This is a genomic window from Nostoc sp. NMS4 (genome assembly GCF_017115095.1).
GTDB lineage: Bacteria > Cyanobacteriota > Cyanobacteriia > Cyanobacteriales > Nostocaceae > Nostoc.
This window is the reverse complement of record NZ_JABXKI010000277.1, coordinates 13,847-27,108: the sequence shown is the minus strand read 5'-3', so window position 1 is coordinate 27,108 and position 13,262 is coordinate 13,847. Positions and strand designations below refer to the sequence as shown.

General features: G+C 39.1%; 7 protein-coding genes. 1 reads left to right on the top strand and 6 read right to left on the bottom strand.

What is annotated here, in order from left to right; genetic code table 11:
- Positions 1 to 24 precede the first annotated feature (24 nt).
- Entirely contained in the window at positions 25 to 441 is a 417-nt protein-coding gene (locus tag HWQ37_RS25890; protein WP_292752777.1) for an ATP-binding protein, read from the top strand.
- Positions 442 to 590: 149 nt separating this feature from the next.
- Here HWQ37_RS25890 and HWQ37_RS25885 read toward each other — a convergent pair whose 3' ends face one another.
- From HWQ37_RS25885 to HWQ37_RS25860, 6 genes are all read right to left on the bottom strand, one after another.
- Positions 591 to 3,005: an ATP-binding protein gene (locus HWQ37_RS25885; RefSeq protein ID WP_363318187.1), complete on the bottom strand. Its 2,415-nt coding sequence runs from the start codon at positions 3,003 to 3,005 to the stop codon at positions 591 to 593.
- Positions 3,006 to 3,022: 17 nt separating this feature from the next.
- The gene (locus HWQ37_RS25880) at positions 3,023 to 3,547 is read right to left on the bottom strand and encodes a Rab family GTPase (protein WP_292752774.1); all 525 of its coding nucleotides are present in this window, start codon (positions 3,545 to 3,547) and stop codon (positions 3,023 to 3,025) included.
- A gap of 57 nt (positions 3,548 to 3,604) precedes the next feature.
- The gene (locus HWQ37_RS25875) at positions 3,605 to 5,788 is read right to left on the bottom strand and encodes an OmpA family protein (RefSeq protein WP_292752771.1); all 2,184 of its coding nucleotides are present in this window, start codon (positions 5,786 to 5,788) and stop codon (positions 3,605 to 3,607) included.
- A 93-nt stretch (positions 5,789 to 5,881) separates the two neighbouring features.
- A complete protein-coding gene (locus HWQ37_RS25870; protein WP_292752769.1) occupies positions 5,882 to 6,538 on the bottom strand; it encodes a hypothetical protein in 657 nt (218 codons plus the stop codon).
- Positions 6,539 to 6,798: 260 nt separating this feature from the next.
- Complete coding sequence (locus HWQ37_RS25865; protein WP_292752766.1) at positions 6,799 to 11,493, bottom strand: response regulator; 4,695 nt, start codon at positions 11,491 to 11,493, stop codon at positions 6,799 to 6,801.
- Between the two features lie 217 nt (positions 11,494 to 11,710).
- Positions 11,711 to 13,018 (bottom strand): hypothetical protein, encoded by a 1,308-nt coding sequence (locus HWQ37_RS25860; RefSeq protein WP_292752764.1) that lies wholly within the window; start codon positions 13,016 to 13,018, stop codon positions 11,711 to 11,713.
- Between the last annotated feature and the right edge of the window lie 244 nt (positions 13,019 to 13,262).

Here is a 13,262-nt window from a genome sequence, read left to right as displayed (position 1 = left end):
CTACAATATTTTATTAGTTAAGCAGTGAATAATAAAATTTATCTCAAAGTCAACACAGACCTGACAGCTTCACCTCAAGTTTTGTCTTGGTTTGAGCAAATAAATCAACCACCGATTCTCGATCAAGAAATTTGGTGGCAATGCCAAACACTTTTGATCGAAGGCTTTACTAACATTGTTGAACACGCCCATAAGAATTTGCCTACTGAAACTCCGATTGAGATAGAAGCTGTGCGGTTAGATAAATATATAGAAATTTACATTCGCTCTCAAGGACAACCATTTGACTTAGAGCAGAAATTGCAACAAATATCCGAATTTGAGGAGAATCAGCAAGAGCGCGGTCGTGGTTTAAAAATCATGTCCGCCATTGCCGACAAGTTGAGTTATGAACAGACAGTAGATAATCGTTATTGTTTATTTATTAGTAAATATTATTAAAGATGTCTATGATAGCGGTGGGGAGTAGGGAAATTATTATACAGTAGATTTTAAGTTGATGAGGTACATAAGGTAAGTATGTTACCCAAGTATAAAGAGCGTTTTAGTCCTGAATTCTGAATTCTGAATTCTGCTGTAACTCCTAACTTTTAACTTCTAATTAAAAACTCTTGGATGCGTTTAATAAACTCTTCTAACTCTAAGATTAAGTTACTAGTACCTCGACGCTCTTGCTTCAAGGCTAGTTGTTCTAGTTTTTCTGCTGCCAGATGCATGGTTGTGACTCCCATATTGGCACTAGAACCTTTAATTTGATGGCATTGGAGTGCTATTTGCTCAAAGTCATAATCTGCGATCGCTATTTTAATTACCTCTAGACGGGGTTGAATATCTTCAACAAATATTTGCAGTAGTTCCAATTCAAATTCTGGGTTGTTTTCTGAGAGTTGATGCAAACGTTCCCAATCAATTGGGAGGTTAACGGAATCTGCATCTGTTGTAGAAACTTTCTGCTCTGTGCCAGCTATTTCCTTTGCCCTGAATATCACATTTCCCCAATGTTCTAGCGTCGCGGCCAAATTTTCTTTCATCACCGGCTTGCTCAAATAGTCATCCATTCCGGCATCTAGACACATTTGTTTGTCTTGTTTCATCGCATTAGCTGTCATTGCAATTACTACAGGACGACGACCACTAGCAAAGCTGCTTTCTTGGCAACGATGAATTTGTTTTGTAGTTTCCAAGCCGTCGAGAATCGGCATTTGGCAATCCATCAGAATCAAATCGTAAGGAATTTTTTCTAGTAGCTGTAACGCTTCTTTTCCATTAGCAGCAATATCAGCACTGTAGCCCAGGCTTTGGAGTTGCTTCAAGGCTATTTTCTGATTCACCAGATTATCTTCAGTGACAAGAATTCTTAATTTATGGAAGTCAGGAGACGCGGGGGCGTTGAATAACTCCTGACTCTTAAACGCCAGTTGCTCTACTTGGGGAGACTCGATCGCTTTTGGTATCTCCCCTTGAGAGAAGACCACACTAGCCCCTGCTGACTCCTCTGCAATGACTGAAGCGGCAATTGTAAAGTAAAATATGCTACCTACATTAAGCTCACTTTTAACCCAAATTCTGCCACCCATTAACTCGCACAGTTGCTTGCAGATAGCAAGACCTAAGCCAGTACCGCCATACTCTCGAGTAATAGAGGAGTTAACTTGACTGAAGGCTTTAAATAAACGTTCAAGGCGATCGCGGGGAATTCCGATACCTGTATCTTTAATACTAAACTGAATTTCGTCAGTATTTGCAGCAGAAGAACGATTAATATCAGTATTTTTGCGGCTGATAACTGAAACTTCGATGCTTCCAGTTTCGGTAAATTTAATCGCATTACTGAGTAAATTAATCAAGACTTGGCGCAGTCTGGTGATATCCCCCACAATCGTAGTCGGAAGTTGAGGACTATCTAAAAATATGAGTTTTAAACCTTTTTCTCTCGCTGTAGGCGTAAGCATGTAAAGAGCCTCATTGATACAACTTCGCAAAGCAAAAGGCTCCTGCTCCAGTTCCAAGTTAGCCGATTGTATTTTGGAGAAGTCAAGGAAATCATTAATAATTTTGAGTAAAGAATTTCCACTGGTAGAAATGATTTCAACAAAATCTTGCTGTTCAGCAGTCAATTCAGTATATAGCAACAAACTAGCCATACCAATTACCGATGCGATCGGAGTCCGAACTTCATGGCTAATCATCGCTAAAAATTCCTGTTTAGCAAGTTCTGCTTGCTTTCGTTCAGTCATGTCTCGCAAAATGTAAACATAACCTTGAAAATGTTCAATTTCTGTCTTAACTATTGAAGATGAAAAAGCGACGGGAATTGTTTTACCAGTTTTCGTATAACAAACCGTTTCTACCTCTTGCGCTAAAATATTTATATCTGAATTTTGGAATATATCAACGTTTTCAATATCTCCAATTATCAAGGGAAATTTATTAACTTCTTTAATAACTTTATTGATAGGTTGACCGATAAGTTCTATTTCATCATATTGCAATAAAATTTGTGCCGCGTAATTGATTTTTTTTATCTTACCTGATAGCGTTGTTACCAACAATGCATCTGCCATTGATGTCACAATTTGGTCAATATATTGTTTAGAAGCCTTTAAATTACGTAGCAAAAGATTTGCTTCATTTGCACCTTGAAACAAAGATTGCTCAAGTACCATCCGTTCTGTTGCATTTTCGATAATAATGATTAGTCGATTGCTAAAATGGTCTTCTTGGATATTATTAGTAATACGAATATCAATATACAAAGGAGAAGTCGTATCTTCTAAACGCCTAATTCCTTTTAATTCAAAATTATCTTGTTCACCCTGTAGAATTGCATCAAAAATATCTTCAAGTCCCTCTAATTCGGGAAATCCAATCCGAACATCCTGACCTGGCTTCACTTCATTAGGAATATCGGCAAAATGATTTAGTCCCAAAGACATCTCTATAATCTTGAACTTTTCATCAATTATTAAATATTCAATCCCACATACAGATAATAGGTTGGTCAAAAATGAGTTCATGTTAATTAAATTAAACGAGTGGCTAAAGTTTGAAATATTTTATCAACATTATTGCCAGTTTTAGCTGAGGTTACATAAGTGCCTAATATATTAGCTTGATTGCTGAATTGATACATTTGACGAATTTTTTCTAAATATTCGGCTGCAATCATATCTGATTTGTTCAGTGCAACAACAATGTAGCTGTTAGGATTAACAGCTAAAAAAGTTTGAATATGCTTCTGGATATGATGGAGCGTTTCTGCTTGTGTCACATCACCGACTATCACAGCACCTTTAGAACCCTGAAAATAATTTTTAGCAACTGCCTTAAACTTATTACTGCCTTCAATATCCCAAATGATTAACTGTAGTCTTTGTTCAACAAGGAGGTCTTTTTCTGAAACATTAAACAATTTACGAGAGATTTTTACTCCTACAGTTGAAAGATATTCATCACTAAACTGACACTCTACAAATTGGCGAACTAGACTAGTTTTACCAACACCAAAATCACCAAATAAGCATATTTTTTTAGAGATTGTAGACATAGTTGAATAAAAGTAGAGAATGTTTGATCAAAATCATAGCCACTATACACTATAAACTTAAAATTGCTTGTTTATCGGTTCTAGAGCTACACAGCGGCTTAACCATAAGGGTTGAGTTACATCAATTCCTGGTGGCAAATTTGTCCTCCCAATGACCTGTAGACGAAATGGCTCGATGCCTAATTTAATCAGTGCTTGTTGTACAGCCTTTGCTCGCGCCAGTGACAATTTTTGAGATTTGTTCACGCCAGTGCGGTCACTATAACCAATGATTTTTAAATGCTTATTTGGGTGCTGATTAAGGAAAAATTTAACCTGTTGAATTTTGTGCGCTGTATCTACTTTCATTAAACTCGCTGAGTATGGTTGAAAGTAAAATCGAACTTCAATCTGTGGGGGTTCTACTCGCACCGCGCTAGACACAGATTTTACGCCGGGAATTTGGTCAAATGCATTCGTAATAATTTGAGCATCTGCAATTCGGTTGACAGTTCCTTCAACAGCTACTTTACCAGCAACATATTGAGCGGAAATTGCTATATCGTCAGTCTGATTTAAAACTGCTGTGACTCGTTTGACTTCAGCAGCAGCTAATACGGGGTCTGCTGGTATTTCTGCCAATAAAATTTGATTGTCAATCAACCAATTAGGAGAGGTTATTTTAACAATTTGCTCGGCTTTCTGGCGAAGAAGTTGATTAGGTAATCGTCCTGCTAATTTTAATTTATTGTGTTCTACTTGTACAGTGAGCCGATATACCGATAGTTCTGGAACAGAAGTTAGAGCCAACAAAGTTTGATTTTCAATGGAATGTATAACTCCACTATGGTATTGCCAAATGCCCCAAGGAATGAAAATACTGCTGATAACTGTTAAGCCTAATACCAGTAGGGGTGGGATTTTTGGTTTCTTTTTTTCCTGAGTATCTGTATGTTTTAATTCTTCCAGAAGTGTATGAACTTCAATAGGAATTAAATCTGGATCGCCGTCAAATTTTTCAATTAAATTACCATATTTTTGAACAATTTTGCTGAATAATTTCCGCATTTTTGAAATAAACTTTTTGCTTGGCTCTCCTTGGATAACAATTGCTAAATAACAGTATCCTGCAACTTCTAAAATTATTTTCGATGTCCCATATTCAATTGCATCTAATTCTGTGATGCTTCCAGATGGATTGATGCAATCATTGGCGAAGCTGCGAATTGCTGTCAGCATTCCTGCGATCATTTCAGCCTCTAGCTGTTCTACATCAGAGTGTTGAATATCTGAGATAATTAAACCAGATGCTTTATGAATTAAGAAAATGGCTTGAATTGTAAATGGTAGAGCTTCTTTCAGAATTAATTCTGCTTCCGAAACTCCCTGTAGCTTGGCGCTAATTTTACGTTTGATGCCTTTAACGCTAAGGGTTTCTTCAACTTGTTGGTTAATAGCCCGGATTGTCTCTGCCATATATTTGGCTATGGTTCCACCAATAATTGGGTAGAGTGCATCCACCACAATATTCTGTTCAATTTCAATTTGCTTTTTTATCGCTCGTCCCATTGCCGGAGCGATCGCATCTGAAACTTCTTCTGGAGCTATAATTATCTGTTGGGAGATAGCCAGAGGAATAACAGCAGCGATCGCTATACCCATGCTAACTTTATCTTGTTCAGTGCGACTGAGGATAGCCCGATCGATAATCGGAGCAATTATCTCGACAAATTCCTCTTTCGACTCTGCAATCTTCAGCCTTAAAAGCTCATCAATCCTTGGTAGTAGTAGATTTATCAGTTCTTTCGGGTTGTAAATTTGATTCTCTATTTTTGTTAATTTTTGTTCAAGTTTAGCCGTGATATTGTCTATATCTGCTAATTCATCTCCGAATAATATCTCCCGTAATTTTTGCAATGCATCCTCTGAGTTATCTAACTTTGCTTCCAGTTCTGCAAATATCTCAACAGATTCTTCTAATTGTTCTTGAGTGGTTTGTGAGTAATTAGATATATCTGGAGGAAAATAAAAAGCCGACTCTAAATAAGCTTCACATACTTCAAATGCTACTGGAGGAAGTTGCAGTAGTTGAGTTTCTTCTGGAATATACTCATTACTATGATCAGTTTCTGATGGTAATAAAGAAAAAGACTGCTCAGGTGATTCGATAATTTTGAGATCGATGAGCAAATTCAGCAAATTGTCAAGATGCACAGCGTTTTCTGGTTTCAACTCAACAGATTGAGAAATCGAATTTTCCACCTGAGTTATCCTTTTAAAAGTTCTGAGTTAGGAGTTCTGAGTTAGGAGTTTGAAGTCATTATCTGTCTCATCTCTCTTTGCCTTCTAACTTAATTACGAATGCAATTCTGCCGTACCGTTGGAGTGAGTTAATACTTTTGACAACTTCGTAGTTTCTAGAAGCGGTACAGCAGCATATTCATCGCTACGTTCATCGGCTGCTTCTCGCAATTTAGGAATAAATTCAGTTTCTTTCAGACGCATTCCCAAGGCAAACAAAGTTTCAGCCATATCGTCTTTAGAAACTTTAGTGTCTGTCAACTGCGAGAAACGTCGATCTATTTCTTCTAAAATCAGATCCCGTAATGCCGTAACATCATCTTGTAATTGGACTTTAGTTTGAAATATTTCATCTCGAATCGAGGTAGTTTGGCTATCTAAGTTTTCATCAAGGGACTGAACGCTATTAGAAAACTTTTTATTAAGTCTATCAACCTGTTGCCGTAAGTCAAGAGTTTCTTCTTGAGTTGCTAGGTTAAGTGACTTCAGCTTTTTATCTAGCGACTCAAACCCCGCTTTTAGTTCAGCCGAAAAGTTGGACTTTAGTTGCTCGACATGCGATCGCATCTGTTGTTGCAGGAGAGATATATCTGATTCGATCTTGCTAAATCGATTGTCGTACTCTCTTAGCTGTGTTCCAAGAATAATATCGCGGATCTGATCGATATTGCCAAGTCTTTCTCGTACATCGTCTCTACTCATCTGACTCATTAGGAAAACCTCACTTTTCGGGAATCAATTGGAAATAGAAGGTGATGCATTTAACTAACATTTAGGCTAAAAATTCTTAGCTTATGATGCAGCTAACTCACCGAATATGCTTTTAGTACATCAAAGTTATTATTCCCAGTTGTTTGCAACTTCTATCTGGAAAATAGGAAATCAGTCATGAGAAACGGAAAAATAAGTGTTTTTCATGCTGACTCAGAAAAAATTGTTGTCGTTAATTATTAATAAGTATTATTAATTTTTCAGGTTTTAGCTTCACTATCTTTACAGTTCAAAAATTCTTGGATGCGTTTAACAAAGTCTTCTAACTCTACGATTAAGTTACTAGTACCTCGACGTTCTTGCCTCAGGGCTAGTTGTTCTAGTTTTTCTGCTGCCAGATGCATGATTGTAACTCCCATATTGGCGCTAGCACCTTTAATTTGATGGCTTTGGTGCGCTATTTGCTCAAAGTCATGATCTGCGATCGCTATTTTAATGACTTCTAGACGGGGTTGAATATCTTCAACAAATATTTGCAGTAGTTCCAATTCAAATTCTTGGTTGTTTTCTGAGAGTTCATGCAAGCGTTCCCAGTCAATTGGGAGCTTAACTGAACCGACATCTGTTGTACAACCTGTCTGCTGTGCGGCAGCTGTTTCTTTTACCTTAAATATGACATTTCCCCAACGCTCTAGTGCCAACGCCAATTTTTCTTTGATTACTGGCTTGCTCAAATAGTCATCCATTCCGGCATCTAGACACATTTGTTGGTCTTCTTTCATGGCATTAGCTGTCATTGCAATTACCACAGGACGATAACCACTAGCAAAGCTGCTTTCTTGCCAACGATGAATTTCTTTTGTAGTTTCTAAACCGTCGAGAACTGGCATTTGGCAATCCATCAGAATTAAATCGTAGGGAATTTTTTCTAATAGCTGCAAAACTTCTTTCCCATTACCAGCAACATCAGCGCTATAACCCAAGCTTTGGAGTTGCTTTAAGGCAACTTTTTGATTCACCAAATTATCTTCAGCTAAGAGAATTCTCAGTTTGGGTAAGTCACGAGAATAATAGTTGCGGTTGTTTTCAGAATTTTTTAGTTTTAAATCCTGATTTCTGATTTCTAACTCCTGAATTCTAACTTCTGCCTCCTCTTCCAGATCCGTTCCTAAAATAGTCATGATGGTATCCAGGAGTCGGGACGGCTTAATAGGTTTGACTAAATAAGCTGCAAATCCTATTTTTAGCGATCGCTGGATTTCATCGCGTTGATTAGTAGAGGTAAGCATAATCAAAGGTAGCCCAGCGATCGCTGAATTTGCTTTAATTTGCTCTCCTAAAGTCATACCATCTATTTCTGGCATCTGCATATCAATCACAGCTATGTCATAGGATTTTTTTTGCTTGGCGGCTTCCTGAATAGCTTTCAGGGCAGCAGTAGCCGAAGCAACCTGATCCACCAGCATCCCCCAACGGGTAGCTTGATGGTGGATGATTTTGCGATTAGTAGCATTATCATCCACTACTAACAAGCGCCGATTTACCAAAAGTTCGCGTTCGCCTTCTAAAGAAATCGAGTCAACTTGCTTGGCGAGAGTTAGTTCAAACCAAAATTTAGATCCTTTCCCCAACCGACTTTCTACGCCCATTTCTCCGCCCATCAAGCTTACCAGTTGCTTGCAGATTGCCAATCCCAAACCTGTACCGCCATATTTACGGGTGGTGGAAGCATCTACTTGGGTAAATGGCTTAAAGAGTTTGTATTGGTCTTCAGGGGTAATGCCAAGACCGGTATCTATGATGGCAAAATAGATGGTGGCTGTAGTGTGGGAAAGCGATCGCAATTCTGCTCGTAATACTACCTCTCCATTGCTGGTGAATTTGATTGCATTGCCGATCAAGTTCATGAGAATTTGTCGTAGGCGGCCAGCATCGCCTTGGAGATGGGTGGGAACGTTGCCATAAATTAATCCAGCAATTTCTAATCCCTTATGATGGGCTGAGGGAGCCAATAAGTCCAACACCTCTTCTACACAGGTAGATAAGTCAAAATCTAGAGTTTCTAGTAACATTTCCCCAGCCTCTAGTTTGGATAGATCCAAAATTTCGTTGATCAGGCTTAAGAGAGCATCTCCACTAATGCGAATTGTTTCCATAAAATCTCGCTGCTCGGAGTTTAGGGGAGTATCTAACATTAAGCCTGTCATCCCCAACACAGCATTCATTGGAGTCCGAATTTCATGGCTCATGTTGGCCAAAAAGGCACTTTTGGTTTGAGAAGCTAATTCAGCTTGCTGACGGGCAATTTCTAGTTCTCGTCGCTGTTGAGTTTCGGCATTTAACATTTGGGCTTGGGCTAAGGCAATACCTACTTGGTCAGCTATTTGCCGTAAAAGATGAGTTTCAAAGGTAGACCATTGGCGGGAATTACCGCACTGATGGACAATTAGCAAACCGCAGAGTTCGTCTTTGACAAGAAGGGGTATGACTAAATTACACTGGACTCCAAATTGTTGCAGTAATTCAAAATGGTTTTTTTGGACTTCAGCTATATCCAAGTCAGCAAGCCCCAGATTCGGTTTTTGACGGTACTGCTGTAGATAGTATTGCTGGATGTATTCGGCTTGAAAGTAAGTATCCACAAGCTCTTTTTCTTTAATTGCCAGCCAGCCAGAAATTACTGCCTCAACTACCGTGGCTCCAGAACCATCTGCAAAAGGCTGATAAATCAAAACTCGATCGCTATGGAGAATTTTTTGTACCTCGGTTACAGTGATTTGCAGAATTTCTTTGATTTGCAAAGACTGACGAATTTTCAGGGTGATTTCAGTAAATAATTGCGATCGCAAGTTTTGGCGTTGGAGTTGTTCTTCTGCTTGTTTGCGCTCGATAAACTGCCCTACTTGCTCGCCAATAGAATTCATGACTGTTGCCAAACCTGGGTCAGGTTGTTGAATTTTATGGCTAAAGCAGGTAATAACACCGATAGTTTTTTTACCACTACGGATCGGAAAACCGAAAGCTCCATGCAATTCTGCTGAGAGGGCGGTTTGAGAGCGGATGAAATTCTCATCTTTAACAACATCAGCGATCCAAACAGGTTCCAGACTAGTCCAGACACGACCAGGCAGCCCAATTCCTGGTGCAAAGGTGGTCTGCCAACTTAGGATGTCAAATTCTTGCATCTCGAAGGATATTTTATACCATGAATTTAGCAAAGACAGTAAATTTGCTTGCTGATCTACCAGCCAAAATTCACCTAAATCCCATCCCAAACTTTCGCAGATTCCTTGCAGGATTTGAGGTATGGCTTCGTTAATTGTGGTTGACTCTGCTAGGACGCGGGTTGTAACATACTCTGCTTTCAGATGCTGTTCAGTTCGTTGGCGTAAGCGAAGTTCCTCGAAGACATCGCTGATATCAATACCTGTGGCAACAATGTATTTAACGTAGCCCTCATAGTCTTGCAAGGTAGTGTTAGTCCAGGCAATCAGCCGCCGACTGCCATCCTTAGTTATCCAATAGTTTTCGTATTCTTTAGGCCCTTCACCACCTCGCAACTGCTCAAAAACTGCTTTCACTTGGTCTATCTGTTCGGGAGGTAAAAACAGATTCCAGAAATGCCTTCCTTTCACCTCATCAAATGAGTAACCAGTTGTTTGTTCACAAGCTTGATTGAAGCGAACGATTTTCCCTTTCGGGTCAAGAACTATTACCAAAGCGCTGGTTGTATCAAGAATTGCTGAGATAAAGTTGCGTTCTTGATTCAGTATTTCCTCTGTTAATTTACGTTCTTTTCCCTCACGATAAATAAAGTAGTAAACTATAGCCAGAATTAAAAAACTTAGGCAAATAGCGATCGCAAGTGTCAAAACCATGTTGTTAGCACTAGCTTTTGCAGCTTGTGACTGTTGTTGAAGCAATTCTCTATTCTCATTCTCTATCCCATTGACAATCTTCCGAATATCATCCATAAGATGTTTTCCTTGATTTGTCTGGATTACCTGCAACGCCGCCTCAAATCCCTGATTTTGACGCAGGTATATAGTTTGCTTGAGGATGGCAAGTTTTGCAGCTATCAGAGATTCAAGGGTTGCCAACTGCTTTTGTTGCTTAGGTTGATTTGTAATTAAATCCTTCAGGTTGACAATTTTTTGATCGATATTTCCAACTACTGCTTGATAAGGTTCTAGATAAATTTCTTGTCCAGTGAGGATGTAACCGCGTTGTCCAGTCTCAGCATCTTTCATCTCGGACAGTAATTCTTCTAGTTTATTGATTTTCTCTTGAGTTTTTTGTACCTGATTATTATTATCAATCAATATGCGGGTGTTTTGATAAGAAATTACGCCAATTAAAACTAAAATTGCCGATGCTAATCCAAAGCCTCCGGCTACTCTTTGAAAAAAATTTTTGCGTCCCTTTTGTACTTGTTTGCCTGTATCACTCGCCAAAACTGAACTTGCTAAAGTGCGGCGAATTTCTAGTTGTTTAATTACCTGGCGACCGAGAATTTGTAATGCTTCAAGTTGTTCTGGGGAGAGGTTTCTTGGTACATTGTCAATTACACAAAGGGTTCCTAACGCATATCCTTCAGGATTAATCAGGGGTACACCAGCATAAAACCGAACATTCGGATCGGAGGTAACTAGCGGATTTGTGGCAAACCTTTCGTCTTCTGTGGCATCAGGTACAACAAAAACTTCAGGTTGTATAATCGCATGGGCGCAAAATGCCAGATTTCGGTCGGTTTCTATGGCATCCAAACCAACTTTTGACTTGAACCACTGACGATTGCTATCAACTAGACTAATTAGGGCAATAGGAGTTCCACAAATATATGACGCTAAACGTGTGAGATCGTCAAAGGCATTTTCCGCAGCAGTATCAAGAATTTTATACTCTAAAAGAGATTTGATTCGCTGTGTTTCGTTATCAGGTAATGGTGCTTTCATTCTTCAGCCTTATACCATTTTGGATTTAAAAAACAGAATTCAGAATTCAGAATCCAGGAGTTAGAAGTTAGGAGTTAGGAGTTAGAAGTTAAAATTAAGAAGACTTTGATAGTCAAAGTTTATAATTTGAAGAAAATCAAAAAATCAAAAAATCAAAAATATATAGCGCACTTGATTCTATATTCATTCTGAATTCTGACTCCTGAATTCTTTTTTGTTAAAATTTGACTCGCAACTGTCCTGTCAAGGAGTTACCACCGTAAGTACTTCCCCCAGTTTCTTGATTGCGGACATTACTAAAGCTATAGCCCAAGTCTGCTTCTATACTGGGCGACAGTTTTACCGTACAGCGCGTTTGATAGGTATTAGCATTGTCAAATTCTCCTTTAAGTCGCTGTCGTCCTAAATTGGCAGCGAAGCGACAGCGTAAGAAATTAGCAATATTTCCTTCCCAAGCCAGCTCACCGTTGTAGACTAGAAAATCTGGTGGAGAAAAATAGCCGCTTGTGCGTTCTAAATCGCGATCGTAACTCAAAGTGAATAAGTTAGCTGCCAGAGAAAATTGTCCAAACTTGCGCTCTAACCTACTAAAAGACTGCACATCAGAATTACCATCGTTGTAATTACCCAAACGCAATGACGAAAACAAGCTAGTATCACGGTCAATCTGCCAGTATAAATCAGGGCCAAATCGCCAAGCAGTAATTTGATTGTCTAAAGTTCGAGCATTAGATTTATAAGGCCCTTGTTCTAAATTACCTGATAGTACTACTAGCGATCGCAATCGACCTGATGCCGAAACTTGCGGCGGCGAAATGGGAGCGTCCACCTTCACATTCAGATTCAGCGCTGTGGGTAAACGATTGAACACATCGACTCCGGCTGCTGTTTGTAGAGTCACTTCTCCAATTTTTCCTTGCCATCCAACTTGCAAGGGAAAATTAGTTACTGATTCAACACCGCGTTGCTCAAAGTAGTCAAAACCTGTCTTGAAAAATATTTTATTCCCATTTCTCAATCGAAACTGAACTGTTGGCTCAACGAAAAAATTTGTTTGACCAAAGTTGTCTGTCTCATAGTGATAGTCCGTATCAATACTTTCCAAAACTGCATCCGGCCTTTTTGGTTCGGTGGAAGTTTTTGGTGGACTAGAATTCTGCTGCGGTGCTTCAGGTAACGATGGTGGACTATAATTCTGCTGCGGTGCTTCAGGTAGCGATGGTGGACTAGAATTCTGCTGCGGTGCTTCAGGTAGCGATGGTGGTAATCGCAAATCAGGATTGAAGTTTTCGGGTGCCGCCATCAAAATAGGTGTTGACTCTAATCGATAGGGGAGTGGTTTTGAATATTGCTCTGCTGACTCAGGATTGACTGTGGCGACTTGCTCGGTCAATTCTGAGGGTGATTTCCATATCTGATGTGCTTGGGCTGCTTGTAACTTAGCTTCTGATAATATCCAAAAAAGAAATACAGTGTACAAACTATATCGAGAAACAAAGAGATAAGGTCTAAAACTATCTACCATTGGTTGATACTATATTTATAAATGAAAAACTTGCTGCCAAATAGCGTTCTGGCTGCTAGCTAATGTATTGGACTGGGATTATAATGCCCACAATAGGTGCTTGTTAAGACATGGCAAAGGTAAAAGAGGTAAAGGCGTTACAGAACAGAGGGATAATTAGCTAAACACAAGTATTAATTGAAGCTTGAAGTCACTAAGTAAGTGGGCGTGAATTATTCCTCGTTCCCAGTCTCCGACTGGGAAT